Source organism: Actinokineospora terrae, from assembly GCF_900111175.1.
Lineage (GTDB): Bacteria > Actinomycetota > Actinomycetes > Mycobacteriales > Pseudonocardiaceae > Actinokineospora > Actinokineospora terrae.
In genome coordinates, this window is the sequence record NZ_FOGI01000010.1 from 178,083 (window position 1) to 204,344 (window position 26,262).

At 72.1% G+C, this 26,262-nt stretch carries 21 protein-coding genes; 12 read left to right on the forward strand and 9 right to left on the reverse strand.

The window, feature by feature from the left end; genetic code table 11:
• Window positions 1–6: 6 nt before the first annotated feature.
• Together BMY07_RS23475 and BMY07_RS23480 are read left to right on the forward strand one after the other, a co-directional pair.
• Window positions 7–1,248, forward strand: coding sequence for an MFS transporter (locus BMY07_RS23475; protein WP_245782598.1), 1,242 nt, complete (start codon window positions 7–9; stop codon window positions 1,246–1,248).
• A complete protein-coding gene (locus BMY07_RS23480) occupies window positions 1,245–1,442 on the forward strand; it encodes an MbtH family protein (RefSeq protein ID WP_092782700.1) in 198 nt (65 codons plus the stop codon). Before BMY07_RS23475 ends, BMY07_RS23480 begins: the two co-directional genes overlap by 4 nt.
• A 969-nt stretch (window positions 1,443–2,411) precedes the next feature.
• Here the strand turns inward: BMY07_RS23480 and BMY07_RS23485 are convergent.
• Genes BMY07_RS23485 through BMY07_RS23500 form a run of 4 tightly spaced genes read right to left on the reverse strand, consistent with a single transcriptional unit; the run spans window position 2,412 to window position 6,305 of the window.
• Window positions 2,412–3,347 carry a LacI family DNA-binding transcriptional regulator gene (locus tag BMY07_RS23485; protein WP_245782599.1) on the reverse strand — a complete coding sequence of 312 codons (936 nt, stop codon included), beginning with the start codon at window positions 3,345–3,347 and terminating at the stop codon, window positions 2,412–2,414.
• Entirely contained in the window at window positions 3,344–4,132 is a 789-nt protein-coding gene (locus BMY07_RS35540) for a carbohydrate ABC transporter permease (RefSeq protein ID WP_092782705.1), read from the reverse strand. Before BMY07_RS35540 ends, BMY07_RS23485 begins: the two co-directional genes overlap by 4 nt.
• Window positions 4,129–5,016: a carbohydrate ABC transporter permease gene (locus BMY07_RS23495; protein WP_245782600.1), complete on the reverse strand. Its 888-nt coding sequence runs from the start codon at window positions 5,014–5,016 to the stop codon at window positions 4,129–4,131. The genes BMY07_RS35540 and BMY07_RS23495 overlap by 4 nt, the downstream gene beginning before the upstream one ends.
• On the reverse strand, window positions 5,013–6,305 hold the full coding sequence (locus BMY07_RS23500) for an ABC transporter substrate-binding protein (protein WP_092782711.1): 1,293 nt from the start codon (window positions 6,303–6,305) through the stop codon (window positions 5,013–5,015). Before BMY07_RS23500 ends, BMY07_RS23495 begins: the two co-directional genes overlap by 4 nt.
• Before the next feature lie 283 nt (window positions 6,306–6,588).
• Here BMY07_RS23500 and BMY07_RS23505 point away from each other — a divergent pair, with 283 nt between their 5' ends.
• The 4 genes from BMY07_RS23505 (at window position 6,589) to BMY07_RS23520 (ending at window position 10,498) form a co-directional block, all read left to right on the forward strand.
• The gene (locus BMY07_RS23505) at window positions 6,589–8,076 is read left to right on the forward strand and encodes a hypothetical protein (RefSeq protein WP_092782714.1); all 1,488 of its coding nucleotides are present in this window, start codon (window positions 6,589–6,591) and stop codon (window positions 8,074–8,076) included.
• Window positions 8,077–8,177: 101 nt separating this feature from the next.
• Entirely contained in the window at window positions 8,178–9,269 is a 1,092-nt protein-coding gene (locus BMY07_RS23510) for a carboxylate-amine ligase (RefSeq protein ID WP_092782717.1), read from the forward strand.
• A 30-nt stretch (window positions 9,270–9,299) separates the two neighbouring features.
• Window positions 9,300–10,271, forward strand: a complete 972-nt coding sequence (locus BMY07_RS23515; protein ID WP_092782720.1) for an iron-containing redox enzyme family protein — start codon at window positions 9,300–9,302, stop codon at window positions 10,269–10,271.
• The gene (locus BMY07_RS23520; RefSeq protein ID WP_092782723.1) at window positions 10,268–10,498 is read left to right on the forward strand and encodes a CDGSH iron-sulfur domain-containing protein; all 231 of its coding nucleotides are present in this window, start codon (window positions 10,268–10,270) and stop codon (window positions 10,496–10,498) included. Before BMY07_RS23515 ends, BMY07_RS23520 begins: the two co-directional genes overlap by 4 nt.
• A gap of 31 nt (window positions 10,499–10,529) precedes the next feature.
• On the opposite strand, the gene BMY07_RS23525 is transcribed toward BMY07_RS23520, so the two are convergent.
• Window positions 10,530–12,056 carry an alpha/beta hydrolase gene (locus BMY07_RS23525; RefSeq protein ID WP_092782726.1) on the reverse strand — a complete coding sequence of 509 codons (1,527 nt, stop codon included), beginning with the start codon at window positions 12,054–12,056 and terminating at the stop codon, window positions 10,530–10,532.
• 112 nt (window positions 12,057–12,168) lie between these two features.
• Between BMY07_RS23525 and BMY07_RS34495 the strand changes: the two genes are divergently transcribed.
• Together BMY07_RS34495 and BMY07_RS23530 are read left to right on the forward strand one after the other, a co-directional pair.
• Entirely contained in the window at window positions 12,169–12,546 is a 378-nt protein-coding gene (locus BMY07_RS34495) for a YchJ family protein (RefSeq protein ID WP_177215733.1), read from the forward strand.
• 77 nt (window positions 12,547–12,623) lie between these two features.
• Entirely contained in the window at window positions 12,624–14,666 is a 2,043-nt protein-coding gene (locus BMY07_RS23530) for a toll/interleukin-1 receptor domain-containing protein (protein WP_177215734.1), read from the forward strand.
• Between the two features lie 4 nt (window positions 14,667–14,670).
• On the opposite strand, the gene BMY07_RS23535 is transcribed toward BMY07_RS23530, so the two are convergent.
• Window positions 14,671–15,630, reverse strand: a complete 960-nt coding sequence (locus BMY07_RS23535; RefSeq protein WP_092782732.1) for a hypothetical protein — start codon at window positions 15,628–15,630, stop codon at window positions 14,671–14,673.
• A 358-nt stretch (window positions 15,631–15,988) separates the two neighbouring features.
• Here BMY07_RS23535 and BMY07_RS23540 point away from each other — a divergent pair, with 358 nt between their 5' ends.
• A complete protein-coding gene (locus tag BMY07_RS23540) occupies window positions 15,989–18,178 on the forward strand; it encodes a helix-turn-helix domain-containing protein (protein WP_092782735.1) in 2,190 nt (729 codons plus the stop codon).
• A gap of 28 nt (window positions 18,179–18,206) precedes the next feature.
• Here the strand turns inward: BMY07_RS23540 and BMY07_RS23545 are convergent, their stop codons facing one another.
• Entirely contained in the window at window positions 18,207–18,833 is a 627-nt protein-coding gene (locus BMY07_RS23545) for an SEFIR domain-containing protein (RefSeq protein WP_092782738.1), read from the reverse strand.
• 66 nt (window positions 18,834–18,899) lie between these two features.
• Window positions 18,900–19,781, reverse strand: coding sequence for a hypothetical protein (locus BMY07_RS23550; RefSeq protein WP_092782740.1), 882 nt, complete (start codon window positions 19,779–19,781; stop codon window positions 18,900–18,902).
• Between the two features lie 415 nt (window positions 19,782–20,196).
• Between BMY07_RS23550 and BMY07_RS23555 the strand changes: the two genes are divergently transcribed.
• Window positions 20,197–21,642, forward strand: coding sequence for a GMC family oxidoreductase (locus BMY07_RS23555; RefSeq protein WP_092782743.1), 1,446 nt, complete (start codon window positions 20,197–20,199; stop codon window positions 21,640–21,642).
• Between the two features lie 43 nt (window positions 21,643–21,685).
• Window positions 21,686–23,245, forward strand: a complete 1,560-nt coding sequence (locus tag BMY07_RS23560) for an ABC-F family ATP-binding cassette domain-containing protein (protein ID WP_092782746.1) — start codon at window positions 21,686–21,688, stop codon at window positions 23,243–23,245.
• Between the two features lie 245 nt (window positions 23,246–23,490).
• On the opposite strand, the gene BMY07_RS23565 is transcribed toward BMY07_RS23560, so the two are convergent.
• On the reverse strand, window positions 23,491–24,378 hold the full coding sequence (locus BMY07_RS23565; protein ID WP_092782749.1) for a LysR family transcriptional regulator: 888 nt from the start codon (window positions 24,376–24,378) through the stop codon (window positions 23,491–23,493).
• Between the two features lie 125 nt (window positions 24,379–24,503).
• On the opposite strand from BMY07_RS23565, the gene BMY07_RS23570 reads away from it, so the two are divergent.
• Window positions 24,504–26,258 carry an FAD-dependent oxidoreductase gene (locus BMY07_RS23570; protein WP_092782752.1) on the forward strand — a complete coding sequence of 585 codons (1,755 nt, stop codon included), beginning with the start codon at window positions 24,504–24,506 and terminating at the stop codon, window positions 26,256–26,258.
• The last annotated feature ends 4 nt before the right edge of the window (window positions 26,259–26,262 follow it).

Consider the following 26,262-nt stretch of genomic DNA (forward strand, 5'->3'; position numbering starts at 1 on the left):
GGTGCGGTGACGGCTGTGGAGCGGGTTGAGGTGCCGTTGTCGCGGAACCGCAACTACACGCTGCTGTGGTTGGGGCAGGCTTGCGCTGAGATCGGGTTCAGCGCGTCGATGATCGCGTTTCCGCTGCTGGTCCTCGCGCTCACCGGGTCGGCGGCGGCTTCGGGGTTGGTGCTCGCGGCGGACGCGGTGGCGCAGTTGGTCGTGGGTTTGCCCGCCGGGGCGTTGGTCGACCGGTGGGATCGCAGGCGGGTGATGCTTGTTTGCGAAGCGGCCAATGTTGTTGCGTTGGGGTCGTTGGTGGCGGTCATCGTTGCTGGTGCGGCGACTGTGCCGCACATGGTCGCGGTGGCTGTGGTGCTCGGTGTGTGCCGCGCGCTGTTCGAGCCGGCGGAGGACGCGAGCCTGCCGTCGTTGGTGCCGGACTCGCAGCTCGCGACCGCCATCTCGCTCAACGCCGCCCGGTCGTCCATCGGGCAGATGGCGGGCAACGCCCTCGGGGGCGCGCTGTTCGCGGTCGGCCGGTGGGTGCCGTTCCTGCTCGACCTCGTCACCCACTTCATCTCGTTCGTCGCCCTGGCGTTCATCCGGATGCCGAAGCGCGCGCCGCGGACCGAGGACAGCCACCTCGGGCGGGAGATCATCGAGGGCATGCGGTGGGTGTTGGCGCACCGGGAGGTCCGGGTCACCGCCGTGTGCGCGCTCGCGTTGAACTTCTTCTTCAGCGCGTACTACCTGGTCGTCATCGTCCTCGCCGAGCGCGGCGGGGTCTCGGCGGCCGAGATCGGCATCATGGCGGCGATGCTCGGGGTCGGTGGCATCGTCGGCTCGCTCATCGCACCGTTCCTGCACCGGGTGCTCAGCCCGTATGTTTCCATCGTCGGCGTGTTCTGGGTGCTCACCGCGCTCGCCCCGCTCGCAACGTTGACCGACCAGGGGCTGGTGCTCGGCGCCCTGTTCGCCGGGATGGCCCTGCTCGCGCCGACCGCGAACACCACCATCACCACCCACCAGCTCCTGCTCACCCCCGACGAACTGCGCGGCAGGCTCAGCGGCGTCATGAGCGTCGTCGTCGGCGGCGCGGCCGCGCTGGGACCGGCCCTGGGCGGTGTGCTCGTCGAGGCCGTCTCGCCGGACACCGCCGTCCTGGTGGCCGCCGCGGGCATGGCGGTGGTCACCCTGCTCGTCACGATCAACCCGACGCTGCGTCGGTACCCGGGAAAGTCCGAGAGAGAGGAAGCAACACCGTGAGGGACGACATCGCCTTCCAGGTCCTGGTCAACGACGAGGACCAGTACTCCCTGTGGCCCGCCGACCGCGAGGTCCCCGCGGGCTGGCGCCCCGACGGCTTCACCGGCACCAAGGACGAATGCTCCACCCACGTCGACGAGGTGTGGACCGACATGCGCCCCCGCTCCCTCCGCGAGGCCATGAACCCCTCCTGACCCCACCGGCGGCGGCCACCCCGGCCGCCGCCAAAGGGCTCGGGCGCGGCTGCCGGGATGTGCGATCACCGCAGCGCTACGCGCCCGGACGTGCCAACGGCCACGATTGCTGCCTGACCCGCTTCAGCGGTGGTCACTCCGGCTACCGCCCGAGGGGTTCGGGTGCGCAAGGCCGGGCCGCAGCGCGATCACCGGCGAGCGTCGGCGCCCCGTGCGCACGCACCCGCGCGCTCGGGGCGTGCCAGGGCCACGATTGTTGTCTGGCTCCTGCGCGAGGCCACGGGTCCTGCCTGACCTCATCGGTGGCGGCCACCTGGACGTTGCTGAGGGGTTCGGGTGTGCAGGGTTGTCGGGTCGGTGCGGGAGTTGTGATCACCGCTCCACCGCAGTGCACCGTCCCCGCGGGGCCGCGATTGTTGCCTAGCTCCTGCGCGAGGCCGCGAGTCCTGCCTGACCTCACCGGTGGCGGCCACCTGGACGTTGCTGAGGGGTTCGGGTGTGCACGGTTGTCGGGTCGGTGCGGGAGTTGTGATCACCGCTCCACCGCAGTGCACCGTGCCCGCGTGGCCACGATTGTTGCCTAGCTCCTGCGCGAGGCCGCGAGTCCTGCCTGACCCCACCGGTGGCGGCCACCTGGACGTTGCCGAGGGGTTCGGGTGCGCAGGGTTGTCGGGTCGGAGCCGGAGTTGCGATCATCGTCCACCGCAGTGCACCGTGCTCGGGCGCTCCAGGGCCAGGATTGTTGCGTGGCTCCTGCGCGAGGCCATAGGCCCGGACTCCCACGGGTGGCGGCCACTCCGGCCGCCGCCGGGGGCTCGGGCTCGGCAATCACCGTTGCGCTGCCGAGCTGGACGTTGCGATTGCTGGCGACCCTGGCCGCGCACAAGCAGCGATCGGCGGCAATCGTGGCCAAGCCGGGCCCTCCGGCGTCCGCGTGACCACCTCCTCAGCCGCCACGGGTGCCCGACCTCAGCTCGACTCGCGGATCACCAGTTCCGTGGCGAGCACGATCGACTGCGGTAAGTCCTGTTCCCCGGTCAGCTCCGCCACCAGTCGCCAGGCAGCCGTGTTGCCCAGGTCCTCCGCCGACTGCCGTACCGTCGTCAGCGCAGGTGTGCACACCGTTGCCGCGACCGAGTCGTCGAAGCCCACCACCGATACGTCCTCCGGCACCCGTGCCCCCACCGACCGCAGGTACCGCACCGCGCCGATGGCGATCGCATCGGTTGCGCAGAATACGCCGTCGATGTCCGGGGTCGAGGCCAGCAGTCCGGCCAATGCCGCTGCTCCCGAGTCCGGTGTCAGCGCGCACGGCACCACCCCGGCGGGCGGCGACCCGCCCAGGGCACGCCGAAACCCGGCCACCCGGTCGACGCACGCCGCCACGTCGGGTGGTCCAGCCAGTACCCCCACCCGGGCCCGTCCGCGCGCCACCAGATGCCGACCGGCAAGCACCCCGCCGCCCAGGTTGTCCGAGTCCACATAGGCCAGTCCGCCGCTCAGTGGCCTGCCGACGAGCACCACCGGGACCGACAACCCCCGCGGCAACGGGTCGTGCCCGTCCATGCTCACCACCAGGCAACCGTCCACATCGGACACCGAGGGCGGGTTCACCGCCACCACCGCCCGCCGCCCATCGAGCCCCGACGTCACGCCCCGCAACACCCCCGTCAGGAACGCGTCGTCGAAGACTCGGTCGTGCACCTCGGACACGACCACCGCCACCGTGTCCGTGCGCGTCCCGGCCAGTGATCGTGCGGCCTGGTTCGGCAGGTATCGCATCGATGCGACGGCCGACTCCACCGCTGCCCGCGTCGCCGGGCTCACCCCGGAGGAGCCGTTGAGGACGCGCGAGACCGTCGACCGGGACACCCCGGCGAGCCGCGCCACCTCTTCCAGGTTCACCCCAGTGCTGCCCCGTCGAGGCCGCGGCGGCCGAACGCGGCGAACACCAGCAGGACCGGCACGGTGGCCAGGGTGGTGCCCGCGAGGACGAGCGGGTAGTCCACATAGTGTCCGGACTGCAACCGTTCCAGTGCAAGTTGCACCGTCGGGTGGTCCGCGTCGAGCGCGACCAGCGGCCACAGGAAGTCGTTCCAGCTGGCCATGAACGTGAACATACCCAGTGCCGCCAGTGCCGGGCGGACCGACGGCAGGCAGACGTGCCAGTAGGCGCGCGCCAGCGAGCAGCCGTCCACCCGCGCGGCGTCCACGAGTTCCGCCGGGACGGCCGAGAGCGTGTACTGGCGCATCCAGAACACCCCGAGCGCGGTCACCAGGTTCGGCACGATCACCGCCTGCAGCCCTCCAGCCCAGCCCAGCTCCGCCATCGCCAGGTACAGCGGGATGATCCCCAATTGCGTCGGCAGCGCCATCGTCGCCACCACGAACCGGAACATCCGGTCCCGGCCGGGGAAGCGCGCCCGCGCGAACGCGAACCCGGCCAGGCTGGCGAACACCACCGTCGAGACGGTCACGGTGCCCGCGACGACCACGCTATTGCCCAGTGCCCGCCAGAAGGGCACCGTGTCGAAAACCCGCCGGGCGTTGTCCAGGAAGTGCCCACCGGGCACCAGCGTCGCGCCGGTCATCGACACCGCGTCCTGGCTGCCGACCAGGAACGCCCAGTAGTACGGGAACAGCGAGCCCGCCACGAACGCCAGCAGCAGCAGGCAGGTCGGCGCCCTCACCCGTCGACGCCCGCCATCCGCCTGGTCAGCCGGTAGTTCACCCAGGCGAGCAAGGCGACCAGCAGCACCAGCACCCAGGCCACCGCCGAGGCGTAGCCGAGCCGCCGGGTCTCGAAGGCCGACTGGTACACGTACAGCGCGACGGTCTGGAACTGCCCGGACGCGCCGCCGTTGGCCGATCCCGGTTGCGCGTCGAGCAGCTTGGGCTCGGTGAACACCTGCAGCCCGCCGATGGTCGAGGTGACCACCACGAACAGCAGCGTCGGGCGCAGCAGCGGCAGCGTCACGTGCCGGAACCGGCGCCACCGACCCGCACCGTCCACAATGGCCGCCTCGTACAGCGTCGGCGGGATGGCCCGCATCGCCGCCAGCACGACCAGCGCGTTGTAGCCGGTCCAGCGCCAGTTCACCATCACCGCGATCGCCACGTGCCCGGCGAGCCGGTCGGCCTGCCAGTCGACCGGGTCGAGCCCGAGCCCGGCCAGCGCGGCGTTGACCAACCCGTAGCGGGGTCCGAACAGGTTGGCGAACACGATCCCCACCGCCACCACGCTCATCGCCGTCGGCGCCAGCACCGCGACCCGCCAGCCGGTGCTCGGCCGCGGCGCCGCGTCCAGCAGCGCCGCGACCCCGACCGCCACCACCAGCTGCGGGCCGGTGGCGAGCAGGAAGATGCTCAGCGTGTTGACCAGCGCGGTGCCGAACCGGTCGTCGCCGAGCAGTTCGGCGTAGTTGGCCAGTCCGACGAAACCGGGGGAGTCGCCGACCAGGTCCCAGGAGAACAGCGAGACGTACCCGGTGTAGAGCAACGGGAACAGGCCGGTGACGGTGAACAGGACGAAGAACGGCGCGACCAGCAGGTAGGGCGCGAGCCTGGTTCTCACCGGGCGATCTTCTCCGCGCCCTGGACCAGCCGCCGCCACCCCTCCTCCGGCGTGGTGCCCTGCTCGACCGCGCGCAACGCGGGCGTCACCACGGCCTCCTGGATGCGCCCGTCGCCCGGCCCCTTGTACTGCGGCGCGGACACCTTGCGGGCCTGCGCGGCGAACAGCTCCCCGGTGCGCGCCCCGCCGAAGTACTCGTCGACGGTGCCCAGCAGCCGCGGCGAGGTGAGCGCCTCGACCTGGCTGGGGAAGTTCCCGGTGCGCGCGAACGCCCGGATCTGCTGCTCCGGCGCGGTGAGCCAGGCGGCCAGCTCCGCGGCCTCCCTGGGGTGTGCGCTCTGCTTGGGCACCGCCAGGTACGAGCCTCCCCAGTTGCCGCCGCCACCGGGGAACGCGCCGGTGACCGCCCAGCGGCCCGCGTTCGCCGGACCCGCCTGCGCCTTGATCACGCCCAACATCCAGGACGGGCAGGTCTTCGTGGCGAACGCGCCCGCCCGGAACCCGGCCTCCCACTCGGCGGAGAACGCGGTCAGCCCGGCGGACTGGCCGCGGCGGGTCGCGGCGGTCACCGCGTCCCAGTTCTGCCTGATGGCCGGGTTGGTGGCCACCACCAGGGTGTCGTCGGTGTCGAAGTACCCGGTCGCCAGCTGGTTGTGCATGGCGTTGAAGATCTGCGCCGCCGAGTCGAACCACGGCTTGCCGGTGCGGGCGGCGTAGTCGTCACCGGCGGCGAAGTAGCTGTCCCACGAGGAGAACAGCGGCTTGACCAGCTCCGGGTCGGTCGGCAGGCCCGCGGCGGCGAACAGGTCGACCCGGTAGCACATGGCGAGCGGGCCGATGTCGGTCCCGTAGCCGATGAGCGAGCCGTCCCTGGCCTTGGCCGCGGCGTACTTCCAGTCCAGCCAGCGGTTCCCGGTGACGTCCCTGGGGCCGATCACCGCCAGGTCCTGGAACAGCCGGGACGCGGCGAGGGCATCGGACAGGTGCCCCTCCTCGATCGCGACCACGTCGGTGAGCCCGGAACCAGCGCCCAAGCGGGTGAACAGCTGCTGGTGGTAGGTGCCGCCCTGGCCGGTCCGCTGGTGCCGGACCTTGATCCCGGGGTGCTTCTGCTGGTACTCGATGAGCAGGTCCTCGTAACCGAACTCGGTGAACGTGGCGATGCTCAGTTCCAGTGGCGCACCGGGTTCGCGCGCGGCGATCCCGGTGCCACAGGCGGACGGTGTGGTGATGAGGGCGGTTGCGGTGGCGATGGCGAGGGCGCGGACCCTCCACGGTTGACGGCGCACGGGACCCCTCAGAAGTCGAGTCGGGGGTTGGGAGCGCTCCCACGGCGGAGCTGATCATCAGTGTGGCCTGGATTACACTACGGTGTCAAGATCCCGGGAAAACGGGGTCTGACAAGGGAAATCCCCTGGGAACGCTCCCGGCGGCGCCCGGCCGGTGCTCTAGACCACTCGTTTACAGTTCGCCCGCCGGAGGTTGCTCGCCGTGAGGTCGGCACCCACCATGGAGTCCCTCCGCTCAACCCACCACCCAGCGCGGCCCCGCCCGCGGTCGAAGGGGGACCAGGTGGACGACACCGGCGAGCACGCGGCGTTCCGCCGAGCCCAGCGGCGCGTGCCGGACCTGTTCACCCCCACCGGCGCCCCGCGCACCGTGGTCGTGGTGCCCAGCCTGAGCATGGACAGCACCAGCCTCGGCAAGATCCCCGGCATCGGCCACTACGAGGAACGACTGCTGTTCCTGCTGCAGCTGCTCAGGGACCCGCACACGCGCGTGGTGTACGTGACCAGCACCGCCGTGGCGCCGGAGGTCCTCGACTACGCGCTGGACCTGGTGCCGTCGCTGCCCCGCGCGCACGCCAGGGCGCGCCTCACCATGCTCGACTGCGCCAGCACCGAGCCCATCCCGCTCACCGCGAAGATCCTGCGCCGCCCCGGTCTGCTCGCCCGGTTGCGCGGACTCGCCCGCCAGGACGCGGTCCTGGTGCCGTTCACCAGCTCCGGCCTCGAACGCACGCTGGCCGTGCGGCTGGGGTTGCCGCTCTACGCGCCCGACCCGGACCTGGCCGAGCTGGGGTCGAAAACCGGGTCCCGCAGGCTGTTCCAGGCCGCGGGCGTGCCGGTCGCCGACGGTGCCGAGGGTCTGCGCGACGTCGGTGACCTCGTGGACGCGTTGGCGCAGCTGCGCGGCCGCGATCCCGCCACGGCCCGGGCGATCATCAAGCTCAACCACAGCTTCGGCGCGGGCGGCAACGTCCTGTTCTCCTTCGCGGGCGCCCCCGCCTCCGGCCTGCAACCCTGGCTGCGCCGGGAACTACCGCGCCGAGCGGTGTTCGCGACACCGCCGGACGAGTGGGAGCGGTACGCCGGTGAGGTGGAGGTGATGGGAGCCGTGGTGGAGCGGCTCATGGAGGGCGACGAGGTGACCTCGCCGTCCGCCCAGATGATGATGAGCACCTCCGGCGAGGTGGGGGTCTTCACCACGCACGACCAGGTGCTCGACGGGCAGATCTTCGCGGGCTGCGCGTTCCCGGCGCGCGCGGAGTACCGGCTGGAGATCCAGGCCCTGGCACTGCGGGCCGCCCACGCGCTCGCGGCCCGGTCGGTGGTCGGGATCGCCAGCATCGACTTCGTCTCGGTGCGGACCGGCGGCACGTGGCGGCACTGCGCGCTGGAGCTGAACCTGCGGATGGGCGGCGGCACGGCACCGTACTTCCTGCTGCACGGGCTGGTCGAGGGCGCCTACGACCCCGCGACCGGGCGGTACCTCACCCCGGACGGCACCCCGCGCTCGTACTTCGCCACGGATCGCCTGTACCGCACCGAGTACAGCGCACTGTCCCCTTCGGACGTCATCGACACCCTTGTCGGCGAACGCTTCCACTACCGCTCCGGCACCCGCACCGGGACCGTGGCGTACATGCTGGGCGCCCTGGAGATCGGCCGCTTCGGTGTGGTGTCCATCGCCCACGACACCCCCGCCGCCGAGGCCAGGCACCACGAACTGGTCCGCGCCTTCGACACCCGGGTGGCCGAGGTCGCCCAGACCGGCTGAGCGCGGGCTCACCCGAACAGGGCCCGTGTGGACTGCCCGCGGTTGACCCCGGGCGGCCGCGGGTATCCCGGGTCAACCGACCTCACTCCAGGGAGACCGCCATGGCCCTTCTCGACGGCGTCACCTCGGGGGTGGAGGAGGAGTTCCTCCTGGTCGACCCCCTGCACGGCGCTCCCCGCCCGGTAGCCCCGGATGTCCTGGCCGACCTGCCGCGGGCGCCGTGGCTGGGTCAGGCCGAGCTCTTCCCCACCCAGGTGGAGATCGCCACCGGTGTCTGCGCCGACCTCGACGCACTCGCCTGTCAACTCGACGAGGCGAGGCAGGCGGTGCGGAAAGCCGCCGAGACATATGGTGTCGTGCCCATGGCCTCCGGTGTCCCGGTAATGGACGGGCCCCTGTTGGAAAGGCCGGCGGGGGAGAGGTTCGCGGCGATTCACGAACGGTTCAGCGCCGTTGTCGAGGATTATCAGGCTTGTGGTTGTCATGTCCATATCGGCGTCACGGACCCGGATCTCGCCGTCGCGGTGATCAACCACGTCACGCCGTGGATTCCGACTCTGGCGGCATTGGCCGTCAATTCGCCGATCAGGAGCGGGCGCGACCGGGGGCACAACAGCCTCAGGCAACTGGATCAGGCCGGGTTCCCCGGCTCGGGGCTCCCGCCCTGGTTCAGCTCCGCCGCCGACCACCACGAACAGGTCGCCCGCCTGGTCGACTGCGGGACCATCCTCGACGACCGGATGACCTTCTGGCTGGTGCGCCGGTCACCGCACCTGCCGACCATCGAGGTGCGCGCGGCCGACACCGTGCAGCAACCCTGGGAGGCCGTCCTGCAAGCCGCGCTGGTCCGCGGACTGGCGCGCACCGCGCTCAAGGAACTTGAGCTGGGTCGAGAAGGGCCACGGCTCGACCCGCAGCTCGGCGCGGCGAGCCTGTGGGCCGCGGCACGGTACGGCATCGGGAAAGCGATCGACCCGGTACGCGGCGTGGCGACCACCGCCGAGGAACGGGTGCGGGCGATGGTGGAGTGGATCGGGCCCGAGCTGCGCGAGGTCGGGGACTGGGAGTACACCCAGACCGCGGTCCGCCGCCTGTTCACCGACGGCACCGGCGCCACCAGGCAGCGGGACGCCCTGGCGAGGGGTGACCTGGTCGCCTCCGTCACACGTGTGGGGATCACGGAGTTGGGGTAACCGCGCCGCAGGTTACGGAAAGGACCTGCGATGACCCTGCCCTCCCCGCGTGGTGAACTCTCGGCGGCTGTCCACTCCGCACTCAGCGGCCACCGCGGTCCTCTCCCGACCGCCGACCGCGCCGACCCCCACGGCGACGACCTGACGCTCGCCCTGCACCTGCTCTACGAAATGCACTACCGGGGCTTTCCCGGCGTGCCCGCGGAACTGGAATGGGACCTTGACCTGCTTCGCATGCGGGCAAGCATGGAACGAGGATTCCTCGACGCCCTGCGGTCCGAGGTGGAGGGTGGGACGGACATCACCGGAGAGCTCGACGAGCTGTCCGTCGAGGTCGTACCCGGCGCCGGGGTGTCGCACTTCCTGCGCGACCGCGGGCAGTGGTCGCAGGTCCAGGAGTTCTTCATCCACCGCTCGATCTACCACCTCAAGGAAGGCGACCCGCACGCCTGGGTCATCCCGAGGCTGAGCGGCCGGGCGAAAGCGGCGCTCGTCGCGGTGGAGTACGACGAGTTCGGCGCGGGGAAGGCCGATCAAGCGCACGCGCGGCTGTTCGCGGACCTGCTGGAGGCCGCCGGGTTGTCGAGCGGGTACCTGCACTACCTCGACGTCGTCCCCGCGCCCGCGATCGCGACGGTGAACCTGATGTCGATGTTCGGGCTGCACCGGTCGTTGCGCGGGGCCCTGGTCGGGCACTTCGCCGCCGCCGAGATCACGACCGCGCCCAGCGCCCGCCGCACGGTTTCCGCGCTGCGCAGGCTGTCCGCGCCCGAGGCCTGCGTCCGGTTCTACACCGAACACATCGAGGCGGACGCGGTCCACGAGCAGGTGATGCGGCACGACGTGGTCGACGGGCTGCTGGCGGACGAGCCGGACCTGGCCGCCGATCTCGTGTTCGGCGTGCAGGCGACCGAGCTGCTCGAAGGGCGGCTGGCCGACTGGTTGCTCGGCTCGTGGCAGGGCGGGCGCTCGTCGCTGCGCGAGTCCCTGGTGGCGGCGTGACCGCGCGCGACACCACGGTCCGGATCACCAGCGGGCCGGTGCTCGTGGACGGACCGGTGGTCGTGCACGGAGTGGACGGTTCGGTGGTCCGCTCGGAGCGGTTCGTGACGGCGGTCTGCACGTGTCGGCGCAGCAAGATCTACCCGCTGTGCGACGCCAGCCACCGCGAGGTCCGGCGCGCCACCGGCTCCTGCGCCCCGGCGGACCGGGACGCAGGAGCCGAGTGAGCTACGGGGACAGCTTCTGGGGGAACAGCTTCTAGGGGAACAGCGGAGTGTCTGCCTCGCAGCTACCCGATGGCAGGGCGCCGTCGAGCAGGTAGCGCTCGTATGCCTTGCCCACACAGGAGATCCCCACGGCGCCGTGGCCGTAGTTGGCGACGGGCAACAGGGCGGAGTTGGGCATCAGGCGGTGCAACGCCCGGGCGCCGCTGATCGGCGTGGACGGGTCGTGCGTGTTGTTGACGATCAGCAGCGGTGCCGAGGTCCACTTCTGCCACGGCCCCTGGTACGCCCCGGCCGAGCGGACCGGCCACGCCCGGCACGCCGACCCGACCCAGCTCCACATCGGACCGAAGTCCGGTGCGGTCCGGCCCGCCCACGCGGCCGACCGCACAGCGGCGTCGCGGTCGGTCGGGTTGTCGGTCTCCCCGCAGGCCACACCCTCGAAGCCGGGCGAGATCTGGCGGGTCTTGTCCTTGAGCAACGACCATGCCGAACTCGCTCGTACGCCGCGGTTGCTCGTCGCCTGGTAGGCCTCCTCGATGGCGTTCATGAGGATGGGGTAGGTCTCGGCGGAGAGCATCGCGGTGTGGGCGGTGCCGATGAGCAGCGGGTAGCTCACCGGTCCGGCCGGGGTCTGCAACGGGGCTTCCTTGGCCCGCCGCACGATGGTGTCCCACTTCTCCCGCGCCGAACCCGCCGCCACGCAGCGCGTCGGGCCGACTCGGTCGCATTCGGACAAAGCGCTCGTGAGCGCCTCCCAGGCGCCGTCACCGCTGTTGACGCGGGCGGTGACGAGGTACTGGGAGTCCTTGCCCCTGCCGGTGCTCCACTGGACCGGGTCCACGACACCGTCGACGATCATGTTGCGGACGCGGTCGGGGTAGAGAGCGGCGTACGTGGCACCGACGACCGATCCGTAGGACAGGCCGTAGAAGCTGAACGCCCGGTCACCCACCGCCCGGCGCACCAGCTCCAGGTCGCGGACGGTGTCGGCGGTCGACATGTGCCGGATGATCGGGTTGGCACCCCGCGCGCACAGGGTGCGCAGGTAGTCGTCGTACGCCAGTCGCGCCCGCAGGTCGTCGGCGGTGTGCGGGAACGGCTCCTCGGGCTTGGCCACCTCGGCAGGCGCGCCCCGGCCCGCGGTGCAGGTGACCGGTTCGCTGCCGCAGCCCTTCGTCACGCAGTTGCGGGTCCCGCCGATGCCGCGCGGGTCCAGCCCCGCGATGTCGTAGCGGGCCGTGACCCGCTTGCCCAGCAAGTCCCCGGCGACCAGGGTGAAGTCCGCCACCGCGCCGCCGGGTCCACCGTTGTTGACGAACAGGGTGCCGATCTTGTGCCGCTGGTCGGTCGCGGGCAGCTTCGTCGCCCGCAGCGCGATGGTCGGACCACCCGGTCGCGAGTGGTCGAGCGGGACCGCGATCGCCGCGCACTGGAGCACCGTGTCATCCGGACACCGCTGCCACCGCACCCGCACCCCGTCCTGCGCCGCGGCGGCGCCGGGTAACGCCACCGCCGCGACCGTGACCGCCGCCAAGGCGGCCACCGATCTGTTGAACATCGTCGTGTCTTCCCCTCTGTCTGGCCTGCCCCACTTCTACGGAACGACCACGTAGCCGGAACTCACACCGCGGGCTTGTCCTGCCGTCATTCCCCGGGTGGATACTGGCGCCATGCCCCCACGCTGCCCCTGCGGAACCGGCCACCCCTACGCCGACTGCTGCGGCCGAGCCCACCGCGGCACCCCGGCCCCCACCGCCGAAGCCCTCATGCGCTCCCGCTACACCGCCTTCACCCGCGCCGACACCGCGTACCTCACCCGCACCTGGCACCCCGACACCCGCCCGGCCCACCTCACCCTCGACCCCGACCAGCACTGGACCCACCTGGAGATCCTGTCCACAGAGGCCGGAACCCCCACCGACACCACCGGCACCGTCGAGTTCCGAGCCCACTACCACCACCAGGGCCACCCCGACTCCCTCCACGAACTGAGCCGCTTCACCCGCCTCGACAACCACTGGCTCTACCTCGACGGCGACATCCGCTGACGCTTTCGCGTGACTGTCGTCTTTCTGTCGTGCCTTCACCGATCCCTGATCCGCCGACATCCGGCATCGTTGTCGGGGTGACCACCGCCCGGGTATTCCTCAGCCACGCCCCAGAAGACGAACCGCAGGCCGAACTCGTCGAGATCGCCTTGCGCGCCCGGGGGATCCCGGTGGCCAGGGGCCGGGACCTCACCCTCTTCGACGGCATCACCGACAAGTTGCGGCAGGCGGTCGACGAGGCGTCGGTGTTCGTCGCGGTCTGCTCGCCCCATTACCTCGTGCGGCACGCGTGCCAGTGGGAGTTCACCCGTGCGGTGCTCGCGGCCCAGCGGTCGGGTGACCCCGCGGACCGGATCGTCGCGGTGGGTTGCCCCGACCCCACCGGGTTGGCCGAATGGGCGCGGGCGAACGAGATCGCGGACGTGGTGGCGGCGAAGGTCGACAAGGCGGGCCGGGTCCCGTTGTGCGGCACCCGCGACCCGCAGCCGGAGCGGCTGGCCCGGCCCCGCCGCTTCGTCGGCCGGTACGCCACGTTGTGGGAGCTGCACCGCGCGACCGGACCCGTCGTGCTCACCGGCAAGGCCGCCAGCGGCAAGACGACGCTGGCCGAGCAGTACGGCGCGTTGTTCCGCACCGCGTACCCGGGCGGCGTGGAGTGGGCGGAGCTCGACGAGCACGACCCGCTCGACTGGTACACCGCGGACCTGCGCCGGGTCGCGGCGGAGCGCTTCGGCGTGGACCTGGCCGGGCTCGGGCTGGACCAGGCCAGGGACGCCCTCGCCGAGTTGCTGACCGTCGCGGGGGCGGACATCTGCTGGTTCGTCGACGGTGTGCCGCCGGGCTGCGACGCCAAGCGGTTCGTCCTACCGTCGCCGCGCGTGCGAACGGTGCTGACCGCGCGCGCCGCCGACCGCGGCTGGGGTTTCACCGAGATCGCCGTACCGCCGTTCACGCCGGAGGAGGCGCGGCAACCCGACCACCGCACCGGCGGCGACCACGTCCGGGCCGTGCTGGCGTTCGCCTCCGTGCTCGACTCCGTGCCGATCTCCGGCGACGTGCTCGTCGACGGCGTCACGCCGGTCTACGGGTCCGCCGCCCCCATGGTCGTGGCCAGGGTGCTCGACGACCTCGACGGCGTCCTGCACCCGGTGGACCTCCCCGACTGCGCCGGGCGCCAGACCTGGCGGCTGCACCCGCTGGTGGCCGCCGAGGTCCGCCGCACCACCGACGCCGCCGCCATGGTCGACCGCGCCGCCACGGTGCTCGACCGGGTGCTCGCCGACCCCAGGGCGGGGCTGCACACCCTGCGCCACGCCACCCGGGTCGCCCGGGACGGGGCACTGGCCCCGGAGACCCGGCAGGCGCTGCTGCGAGCCGTGGCCGTGCGGCTGGAGGCACGCGGGGACAACGCCGCCGCCTTCTCGGTCCGCGTGGCCGCGGGCGACCACCTGGCCGCCGCGTGGCTCGCGCTCACCGCGGGCGCCGCCCCGGAGGCCCTCCGCGAGGCCGCGCAGCTCAAGGGCGACCCCATCAACGACTACCGCGGGCGGTTCCTCACCGCGGCCGCGTACGACCTGCTCGGCGCGCACGACCGCGCCGACGCCGTCCTCCCCGGTCTGGCGACCGACCCGATCCCGGTGTGGGCCACGGAGCCGGAACGCGGGCGGATGGCCCTGTTCCGGGTACGGGCGCTGCGGGCGCGCGGTCACCACGAGACGGCGCGAACACTGCTCGAGGAACTCCTACCGCGGATCCACCGCACCGACCCCGGCCCGAGTCACCGCGGCGAGTGGGCGGCCGCCGCGGTCGAACACGCCCACCTGCTGCTGCTGACGGGCGACCGGGAAGCCGCGCGGGAGAAGGCGGCCGAGGTCGAACTCGTGTTCCGGGCCGCGGGACTCGCCCGGCACCGGCTCGCGCAAGAGGCGGGCGCCATCGTCGTCGAGGTCACCGCGGACGTCGCCGCCGCGTGCCGTGCCGTGCGGCAGGCCGAGACCTGGTACGGCCCGGCCGACTCGCTCACCACCCGCCTGCGCGACGTCCACGGCAGGCTGACCGTCCCCGAACGGGCCGCACCGAGGTCGCGGCTGTCGCGGTTGCTGCGCGCCGTGTTCGACTGAGCCCTCAGAACACCCAGCCGATGCCGTAGGACCGGGCGGGCCGCAGGTCCTCGAACTCGGCCCGCGCCTCACCGGTGTCGTCGACGTGCGCGGACGGCCTGCTCGGTGTCGGGTCGGCGGCCTCCTTGGAGAACTCGCCGTCGATCCGCCACACCCGCGCGGGCAGCCGGTGCGACTCGAAGCGCACGTTGAGGTCGAACCGCTCGCAGTCGAACTCGGGGGTGCAGCAGTAGAACGGCGCGATGGCCCGCGCGCGGACCCGGAAGAAGAAGTCGTGCTCGTCGCCGGGGCCCAGGGCCCTCGGCGGGCGCAGGGTGAACGCGACCCGGTCCGCGGAAACCTGTTCGAGGGCGCGCACCTCGCCGCCGGAGATCTCGTCGATGCCCAGCGCCGCCAGGTCCACCGGACCCCCGGCCTGCCCGGACGGGCCGACCGACAGCGAGTGCCGCACGTCGACCAGGTCGGGCTCGTGGCTGACGATGCGGCGCGTCTCGAACACCTCGACGTCGTCGCCGCGCAGCACCAGCCGCACCTGCAACCGCTTGGTGTGCCAGGGGACGCCGTCCGCGGCCCGCGCCACCTCGCGCGTGGGGCGCGCGCAGGCCAGCTCCGCCAGCAGGTAGACGACCTCGTCCGCGCGCCGCTGCACGGTCCGCAGGTCCCGGTCCACGACGCGCCCGTGCGCGGCCAGCCTGCCGGTGTAGGTCTCGTTCGCCGGGTTGTCCACCCCGAACACCGCCCGCGCCAGGTCCCGCCTGCCCTCGGGCAGCAGGCCGACCAGGCCGCGCACCAGGGCGACCAGCTTGTCGCGCACCGCCCCCGGCGGTTCCGCCGGTGTGACCCCCGCCAGCTCGCGCAGCACCGGTCCGGCCACGGCGGGCAACGAGACCTGGTGCAGGCCCAGTCCCTTGCGGACGTCCTTGAGCTCCTGGCTGAGGATCTTGAGCCGAGTGTCGGCGTCCACTCCACACCCCCATCTCACCGGCGGGCACCCGAGTCTACCCAGTGCGCCGTCGCCTGCGAATCCCGCATCCCCTTTCACGTTCCGCTTCCCCGCTGTTCCCCGGTGTTTCCCGCAGGAGGAAAAACCTGGAAACAGGAAACCCCTGTCGTCCCCCGCCGCCCGGCACAACCATTCGAGGTGTCGGAATCGCCCACAGCGGCGCACGGGATCCACCCACCGAAGGAGAACACGATGCACACCCACTACGCCCTCACCATTGTGCTGCTGGCCGTCGGTCTGCTCGGATGACCGCGTTCACCCGGGGGCGGCCGACTCCCGTCCCCGGGTGACCCATCCGACGCGACGAGAACCAGGAGCCATGACCGAGTTCGGAACCCTGTTGCGCGACCGCAGGAAGGCCAAGGGCATGTCGCTGGACGCGCTGGCCGAGAAGGTCTTCACCAGTCGCGGGCAACTGAGCAAGATCGAGAACGGCAAGGCGAACGCCAACCCCGCCACCGTCGCCGCCTGCGACGACGTGCTCGAGGCGGGCGGCGAGTTGGTGGCGGCGTTCGGCAAGCACGAGGTCGACCGCGCCGGTGGCGGGTTGCGGGGCCTGCCCGACGCGACGGGGCACTTCGTCGGCAGGGCCGAGGCGCTCGACGTGCTCGCGTCCGTGCTGCGCGGCGAGTCCGCCCGGATGTGCGTCGTGCACGGTCTCGCCGGGGTCGGCAAGACGACCGTCGCGATCACCGCCGCTCGCGCGGCCGAGGACGCGTTCCCGGACGGCCGGGTCTTCCTGGACCTGCGCGGCCACACCCCGCGCACCACCCCCGGCACCGGCCCGGTGGAGCCGCTCGAGGCGCTGCACACCCTGCTGAGCCTGCTCGGGGTCAGCCGCGAACGGCTCCCGCCCGATGTCGACGGTCGGTCGAACCTGTTGCGGGACCTGGTGCGCGACCGGCGGATGCTGCTGGTGTTCGACAACGTCGCCACCGTCGCCCAGGTGCGCCCGCTGCTGCCCGCGGGCGGCACTTGCCGGGTCCTGATCACCAGCCGCGGCAGGCTGCCCGCGCTCGACGAGGCGTGGCCGCTGGCGCTGGGCACCCTCGCCACCGACGACGCCGTCACCCTGCTGCGCTCGGTCGCCGGGGACCGGGCGCCGACCGGCGCGCAGGCGCGGGAGATCGTCTCGTTGTGCGGCAACCTGCCGCTGGCGATCCGCATCGCGGCCGCCAGGCTGGTGGCCGGTTCCGGCACCCGGCTGCGCGACCGCCTCGCCGACGAGCGGACAAGGCTGCTGGTGCTCGACGACGGTGAGCGCGGTGTGGCCGCGGCGTTCGCCGTCTCCCACGACGCCCTCACCCCCGCCGAACGCGCGCTGTTCGGGCTGCTGGCCGTGCACCCCGGCCCGGTGCTGGAGATCCCCGCGGTCGAGGCCATGTCGGCGTTGCCCTTCGGTGAGGCCGAGGCGCTGCTCGACCGCCTGCACGACGCAGGCCTGATCACCCTCGACGCCGCCGGGCACATCGGCATGCACGACCTGGTGCGCACTTTCGCCCTGCGCCACGCCCTGCCGCCCGACCCCGAGGTGCGCGCGGCCGCGGTGGTCAACCTGGTCGACTACGCGCTGGCCAGGGTCACCGCCGCCGACGAGGTGCTCGAACCGTCGCGCTACCGACCCGACATCGGCCGTCCCACCTCGTGCACGCCCTTCGCCGACACCAGCAGCGCGCTGACCTGGTTGCGCGCGCAGTGGCCGACGCTGGAGCGGGTGGTGGACCTCGCCGCCGACCACGGCCTGCACCGGTCCTGCTGGCAGTTGGCGTTCGTGCTGCGCGCGTTCTTCTTCCGCGACAAGCTCTACGAACCCTGGCTCGCGACGCACCAGCGCGCGCTCAAGTCCACCGCGGCCCTGGACGACCTGTCGGCCACCGGCATGATCCTCAACAACCTGGGCATGGCCTACATCGACGCGGGCCGCATCAGCGACGCGGTCGACGCCCACGAACGCGCGCTGGCCGCCTTCACCTCCGCGGGCGACGAGCGCGGCCGCACCGACGCGCTCTCCAGCCTCGCGTGGGCCCGGCTCTACCACGGCGAGGCCGCGACCTCGGTGCGCGACCTGACCACCGCGCTCGAGGCCTACCGGGCCGCGGGCCGGGTCCGCAACATGGCCATCGCCCGGCGCGGGATCGCGCTGGGGCTGACCAGGCTGGGCCGCCACGCCGAGGCCGTCGAGCACGCCGAGGCCGCGCTCGCGCAGGCCGAGGCCGAGCTGCAGCCGGTCGACGCGCTGATGGCGATCAACTGCCTGGCCTGGATCCACTTCTGCGCGGGCAGGCTCGACCTGGCGGTGGAGCTCTACACCAAGGCCTGCGGTCTCGGTGAGCTGGCGGGCAGCGCCTACGAGCGGGCCCGCGCGCTGACCGGCCTCGGCAACGTCGCCGCGCTGCGCGGGGACCGGGTGGCGGCCAAGCGGCACTGGGGCGAGGCCGACCGGCAGGAGACCAGGCTGCTCTCGGCGGTGCTGGAGGAGGCCAGGGTGCGCGCGGAACTGGGACCGTGACGCACCCCGGCCCGGTCCGGGGTGCGGGCTAGCCCTGGGTCACGTTCCCGCCCGACTGGATGATGTTGCCGTGCACCACGGCGCCGGTGATCGAGTTGACCACCCCCGGTTTCCCGTTGTGCGCCGGGGGCCGCTGTTCAGGCGCGACCACGGTGCGCCGGGGCAGGTGCGGTTCCTGACCGGGCGGCGGCGCGACGTAGGCGGGCTTGTCGAGCATGACCCGCAGCAGCTCCTCCATCCCCGCCGTGGTGAAGTCGGTGATCTTGTAGTAGTTCGCGCCGTAGGGCTGGAACACGATCGGGATCTCCTCGACCTCGTGCCCGGGCAGCAGCACCGGCAGGATCTTCTTCGTCCACAGTGGACGATTGCCCTGCAACCGGTCGCGCAGGATCGCCGCCTCGCACTGCATCCCGAGGTTCGCCGCCGCCGTCGCGTACCCGTCGGCCACCCCCCGGTACACCTCGCTGGCGACCACGATGACGAAGTCGGCCGCGTTCATCTCCCGGACCGCCCACGTGTACCAGTCCTGGCGCTCGAGGTGCCAGCGGTCCAGGCAGACGTCGATGCTGTTGTCGACCAGTGCGGTGGCCAGCAGCAGCACCAGGTCCTTGTGTTCCTCGGAATCGTGCGTGTAGGAAACGAACGCCCGCGGCATCGCTTCCCCCCTTTCCTGGAGCGACGTGAGGGTCTTGTGGCGGGTTGTCGTGGTCTCGCCGGAGAGCTACCAGCGGACGCCGTAGGACAGGTGCGGGGTCAGGTTCGTGAACGTGGTGGCGAGCTGGCCGGTCGCGTCGGTGGGGATCGGCGGGTGGGTGGTGAAGTCGTCGTCCACCTCGGCCGGGGGGACGCCGTCGAGCAGCAGGGCGTGGGTCGGGAAGTGGGTCGGCGGGAACACGACCCGCAGCGAGAAGGTGGTGCACGGGGTGTGCGGGGTGCAGACGTAGAGCGGGTGCATGGGGTCGGGGTGCAGCCGGACCGAGATGGTGTGCGGCTGGCCCGCCCGCAGCGGGGCCGGGAGGCGCACCGTCGCCGCCACCCGGTTGCGGGACTTCCTGGTGCGCTCGACCAGGGTCCCGCCGTGCACCACGGAGATCGCCAGGTCCTCCACGCCGGTCTTGGCCGACCAGCCGAGGGTGATCTCGGTGAGGTCGGTGTCGGCGACCACGCGGCGGAACTCGAAGACCTCCGGCGTGCCCGCCAGGGACACCACGGCGTGCAGCTCGTCGGTGTGCCAGGACTGGCGCGGCCGGGTGGTCGCGAGTTGCGCGACGCTGGTGATGCCCTCGTCGACGCGGCGGCGGATCGTCCGGCTCTCCCGCTTGAGCTCGGAGCCCGCCCAGTTCAGCCGGTCGGCGTAGAACGGCTGGCGGGTCTGCTCGCTGAGCGCGAACGCGGCGGTGAAGCACAGCCGCAGGTCGTCCGGGAGCCTGCCTGCCAGCTCGGTGAGCTTGGCGATGACCTTGTCCCGCGCGGTGACGTCGTCGTCGGTGTCGGTGACCGCGCACAGCGCGCGCAGGGCGGGACCCAGGCGGGGTGGCAGCGGTGTCGTGTGCACGGCCCGGCCCCGGCGCAGCGCCTTGAGGTCGGTGGTGAGCGGATGCATGGGCCTCCTCTGTCGAGCAGAGTGAAGCGGCCCGCCGCGGCCGTGTGTCCGGTTGACCCGCTGTTGTCCAGGGTCTGTCCGGCATTTGTCATGTCGGTGGGGGTTTCCCGGACCGGAACCGGGTTGGCGACAGGAAACCCCGGGCGGGCGGCCCCGGGCCGGTCACCATGGTGGGCAGGCACTGCGACGAGGAGGACGTCATGGCGATGTTGGTGGCACCGGGTCGGGTGGTCAAGCTGGGGTTCTGGTTGCTGGTCATCGGGTTCACCGTGGGGTGGTTGGTCGGTGTCAGCTCGTGACCGGGTTGACGCGGGCGGCACTGTCGTTGTCGGGGAGTGCCGGGATGGGGGGTGGAGGGGGGTGGTGACGGGCGGGCGTTGCGAAGCTGTGGGCAGGCACACAGGGAGGCGGGTTGATGGACGTCATCGTGGTGGGCGCCGGGTCGGCGGGGGCGGTCGTGGCGCGCAGGCTGGTGGACGCGGGGGTCACCGTGCGGCTGCTGGAGGCCGGGGGGCGCGACACCAACCCGGCCATCCACGACCCGGCGCGGGCGGGGGAGCTGTGGCACGGGCCCGAGGACTGGGGCCACCACACGGTTCCCCAGACGCACGCGGCCGGTCGGCGGCTGCACCTGCCGCGCGGCAAGGTCCTCGGTGGCTCGCACGCGCTCAACGCGATGATCTGGGTGCGCGGCGCGGCGTCCGACTACGACGGCTGGGGACTGCCCGGGTGGGCGTGGTCGGACGTGCGGCCGGTGTTCGAGCGGGTCGAGCGGGACCTGTTGCCGATCACGGTGAACGAGCCGCTGCACCCGGTCCAGCAGTCCATCGTGGACGCCGCGGTGCAGATCGGGATCGGCTTCAACCCCGACTACAACGCAGGCACCCTCGACGGCGTCTCGGTCGAGCGGATCACCGCGCGCGACGGGCGCCGGGTCAACACCTGGATCGCCTACGGGGAGCCGATCGTCGGCAAGCCCGGGTTCACCGTCCACACCGGAGCGCTGGTGCACCGGGTGCTGTTCGAGGGCACCCGCGCGGTCGGCGTGCTCGCCGACATCGACGGTGTCGCAACGGAGCTGCGTGCTGACCACGTGGTGCTCGCCGCGGGCGCCCTTGCCTCGCCCGCGATCCTGTTGCGCAGCGGGGTCGGCCCGGCCGACGAGTTGCGCGCGCTGGGCATCGACGTCGTCGCCGACCGGCCCGGCGTCGGCAAGAACCTGCACGACCACCTGCTCGCCCCGGTGATCTTCGCGACCGACCGGCGCGAGGTCGAGCCGCCGGTCGCCGGGCGGTCGGTGACCCAGACGCACCTGTTCTGGCGCAGCAGGCCGGGGCTGCCGGTGCCCGACACCCAGCCCATCCACTTCAGCGTCCCGATGTACGAGCCGTGGATGACCGGTCCCCCGACCGGGTTCTCCCTGATGGCGGGCATGGTCACGCCGCGTAGCCGCGGATCGCTGCGGCTGTCCGGGCCCTCGGCCGCCGACGAGCCGCTGATCGACCTGGCCGCGCTGGAGCACCCGGACGACCTGGCCAGCCTGGTCGCCTCGGTCGAGCAGTGCCGCCGCCTGGGGGCCGCCCCCGCGCTCGCCGAGTGGGGTGCGCGCGAGCTCTACCCCGGGCCGGTCGACGACGTCGTGGAGTACGTGCGGCGGACCGCGATCACCTACCACCACCAGGTCGGCACCTGCAAGATGGGCACCGACGAGCTGTCCGTGGTCGGCCCCGACCTGACCGCGCACGGGCTGACCGGCCTCACCGTCGCCGACGCGTCGGTCATGCCCACCGTCCCCACCGGCAACACCAACGCCCCGGCGGTCATGATCGGCGAGCAGGCGGCCGCGTTCCTGCTCCGATAACCGGTTGGTGGACGGCACCGCCTCTGCTTACGGTGGTGGCCTGATGGCTATCTCGTGCACCGATCTCGCGTTCTCCTGGCCGGATGACACCCCCGTGTTCGAGGGGCTGTCCTTCACTGTCGGCGCAGGCAGAACCGGGCTCGTTGGGGTTAACGGCTCCGGGAAGAGCACTCTGCTGAAGCTGCTCGCCGGGGCGTACCGGCCGAGCGCGGGCAGCGTGGTGGTCGACGGGCTGGTCGGGTACCTCCCGCAGACCCTCCCGCTCGGCGACGACCTGAGCGTCGCCGAGGTGCTGGGCATCGACCGGGTCCTGGCCGCGCTCCTGGCGGTCGAGTCCGGCGACGTCCGCGACGAGCACTTCACCACCATCGGCGTCGACTGGGACGTCGAGGAGCGGACCAGGGCGCAGTTGGCCCGCCTCGGCCTCGCGGACGTCGACTTCGACCGGCGGCTCGGGACGCTCAGCGGCGGCCAGGTGGTGTCGCTGGGGCTGGCGGCGCAGTTGGTCAAGCAGCCCGACGTGCTGCTGCTGGACGAGCCGACCAACAACCTCGACGCGGACGCGCGGGCCCGGCTGTACGCGGTGCTGGAGGAGTGGAGCGGCTGCCTGCTGGTGGTCAGCCACGACCGTGAGTTGCTCGACCGGGTGGACCGCATCGCCGAGGTCACCCACGGTGAGGTCCGCCTCTTCGGCGGCAACTTCACCGAGTGGGACGCGGCGTCCCGCGCGGCACGCGAAGCGGCGGAACGGACGGTGCGCGACGCCGAACAGGAGGTCAAGCGCGAGAAGCGGGAGCTGCAACAGGCCCGTGAGCGCGCCGCCCGGCGGGCGAGCAACGCGGCGCGGACGTTGGACAGCGCCGGGCTGCCGCGGATCTTCGCCGGGAACATGAAGCGGCGCGCGCAGGAGTCGGCCGGGCGGGCGGACGGGACGCACTCGGCGCGGGTGAGCGGGGCCAGGGCTCGGCTCGACTCGGCGAGCCGCGCGGTTCGGGACGACGATCAGCTGGTGCTGGAGCTGCCGGACACGACCGTCCCGGCTGGACGAACGTTGTTCCACGGGACCGGTTTGCAGGCACGGGGACTGTTCGCCGCGCCGGGGTTGACCTTGGACATCCGGGGGCCGGAGCGGATCGCGCTGACCGGCCCCAACGGCTCCGGCAAGTCAACGTTGCTCCGCCTGATCAGAGACGCGGTACCCGCCGCCTACCTATCGCAACGCCTGGACGTCCTGGACCCCACGCTGTCGGTCTCCGACAACCTCGCACTAGCCGCCCCGTCGATGCCCCGCCCCGACCGCATGAACCTCCTGGCCCGCTTCCTCTTCCGCAGCGACCGAGCCCACCTCCCGGTGTCCGTTCTATCGGGCGGCGAACTACTCCGCGCCACCCTGGCCTGCGTCCTGTTCGCCGAACCCGCCCCGCACCTGCTGCTGCTCGACGAACCCACCAACAACCTGGACCTGTCCAGCGTGACCCAACTCGAATCCGCCCTCGCCGCCTATAAAGGCGCCTTCGTGGTAGTCAGCCACGACCCCCGCTTCCTGGCATCGCTTTCCACAACCCGCCACCTAACCCTCACCAACGGCACCCTCACCGGCTGACGCGCCCGCTTGTTCCGTGCCCCGTGAGCAACTCGCGTCTCACTTCGTTCTCGGACACCCGCCTGACCAGCCACTTCGCGGACCTGTCCACAACGCCTCGATCTGTCCACAGCCAATCCGCGCCCCTATTGACAACGCGCCAAGTTCGATAGATTCAGAGATGGGCCCCCGGGCCCCGGGAGGGTGGGCCCCGGGAGCGGAGTGGATCTTGGTCGGCGGCGGCCGCAGGCGGGGCGTGGGGTGGCTCAGGCGTCGTCTGGGGTGGGGGTTCGGGCGAAGGGGTGGCCGAGGACGTCGGGTTCTGGGGTGGAGAGGGCGGTGCGGAGGAAGCGGCGCATGACGGGGGAGTGTTCGTCGGGGCGCCAGCAGACGGCGGATTCGGTGATGGCGGTGTGTTGGCGCAGGGGGCGGGCGACGAGGCCGGGCCAGACCTGGGGGATGTGGTCGGTGGTGAGCAGGGCGACGCCCGCACCGGACTCGACCAGGGCCAGCGCGTGCGGGACGGAGTCGGCGCGGTGGCGCGGTGGGTTCGGAGAAGGCGCGAAGTCGGTGTCGGACAAAGCGATGCGGTCGTCGAGCAAGGTCGTCAGGTCCACCCGCTCCGCGCCGGCGAACGGGTGCGACTCCGGCAGCACCACCACCAGCGGCGCCCGGCTGACCACCGCCACCTCCAGCCCGCCCGCCCGCCGCGGCGACGACCGGTGCAGCAGACCCGCGTGCGCCTCCCGGTGGTGCACCCGGTCCAGCACCTCCGCGTCCGACACCTCCACCAGCGCCAGGTCCACATCGGACCCCAGCGCGCCGACCAGCCGGGTCACCAGGCGCGGCGCGATGGAGTGGCCGATGGCCAGGGCGAGCTTGCCGTGCGTCCCCAGCCCGACCGCGCGCACGGTCTCCGCGGTCGCGGACAGGTCGGCCAGCAGCCTGCGCGCGTGCTCGGCCAACAACCGGCCCGCCGCGGTGACCGTCACGCCCCGCCCGTGCCGCACCAGCAGTTCGACGCCCAGTTCGCGCTCCAGGGTCCGCAGCCGCACGGTCAGCGGGGGCTGGGTCATGTGCAGCCGTTCGGCGGCCCGGCTGATGGTGCCCTCCTCGGCCACCGCCAGGAAGCACTCCAGGTCCCGCACATCCATACGCGCAGAATATAGGACGGGTCCGCAAAGTGTATTGGACGTATGGCCCCGCGCTTCGCACACTCATCGGATGTGAGCCGGGGCACCAGCGGCCCACCCGGTCCCCACCGACAGAGCGAGGCGTTGTGAGCACCCTGACCACCGATGTGCTGGTGATCGGCAGCGGACCGGCAGGCGCGTCGGCGGCGCTGTTCCTGGCCGGCCACGGCGTCGACCACATCGTGATCACCAAGTACCGGTGGACCGCCAACACCCCGCGCGCCCACATCACCAACCAGCGCACCGTCGAGATCCTGCGCGACCTGGGCATCGAGGACGACGTCCGCGCCCAGGGCACCCCGCAGGACCTGATGGGCGACACCGTCTTCTGCACCAGCCTCACCGGCGACGAGATCGGCCGCGTGCGCACCTGGGGCACCCACCCGGCCCGCCGCGCCGACTACACGCTGGCCAGCCCGTCGAGCAACTGCGACCTCCCGCAGACCCTGCTCGAGCCCATCCTCATCGGCCACGCCGCCGAGCGCGGCAGCCGCGTCCGGTTCGACACCGAGTACCTGGGCCTCGAACAGGACGACGACGGCGTCACGGTCACCGTGCGGGACCGCCTCTCCGGGCACACCTACCCGATCCGGGCCAAGTACGTCATCGGCGCGGACGGCGGTCGCAGCCAGGTCGCCAAGGACGTCGGCCTGCCGTTCGAGGGCCGGATGGACCTCGCGGGCAGCATGAACATCGTCTTCCACGCCGACCTGTCCCGCCTGGTCGAGCACCGGCCCAGCGTCCTGTACTGGGTGCTGCAGCCCGGCTCCGACATCGGCGGCATCGGCATGGGCCTGGTGCGGATGGTGCGCCCGTGGGACGAGTGGCTGATCGTGTGGGGCTACGACATCGCAGGCCCGCCGCCCGCGGTGGACGACGCGATGGCCACCAAGATCGTGCACGACCTCATCGGCGACGACACGATCCCGGTCACCATCCGCTCGACCTCGTTGTGGGGCAACAACAAGATGTACGCCACCCGCTACCGCGCGGGCCGCGTCTTCTGCGCCGGTGACGCCGTGCACCGGCACCCGCCGTCGAACGGCCTCGGCTCGAACACCTCCATCCAGGACTCGTACAACCTGGCCTGGAAGCTGGCCATGGTGCTCAAGGGCCAGGCGGGCCCGGCGCTGCTCGACAGCTACGACGCCGAGCGCGCGCCGGTCGGCAAGCAGATCGTGTTGCGCGCCAACAAGTCCATCGACGAGTTCGGCCCGATCTTCGAGGCGCTCGGGTTCACCGAGTCCGACGACCCGGCCGAGAAGATCGCCAACATGCGGGCCAGGACCGAGAACACGCCCAAGGCCGCCGAGCAGCGCGTCGCGTTGCGCAAGGCGTTGGAGCTCAAGGACTACGAGTTCAACGCGCACGGTGTCGAGTTGGGACAGCGCTACAGCTCCGGCGCCGTCGTCGCCGATGGCACCCCGGAACCGGAGTACACCCGCGACCCCGAGCTGTTCTACCACCCGACCACCTGGCCGGGCGCGCGCCTGCCGCACTGCTGGCTCGGCCGCGACGGGCAGAAGGTCAGCACCCACGACCTGGCAGGCAAGGGCCGGTTCGCCCTGCTCACCGGCATCGCCGGGCAGGAGTGGGTGGCGGCGGCGGAGCTGGCGGCCAAGCAGCTGGACGTCGAGATCGCCACCTTCGTCATCGGCGCGGGCCGCGAGCACATCGACCTCTACGACGACTGGTCGCGGTTGCGCGAGGTCGAGGAGTCCGGTTGTGTGCTGGTCCGACCGGACGCGCACGTCGGCTGGCGGTCCTGGGCGCTGCCCGCGGACCCGGCAGGTGACCTGGCCGCGGCCCTCGCCCGGCTGCTCGACCGCGCCGCGAACTGATCGA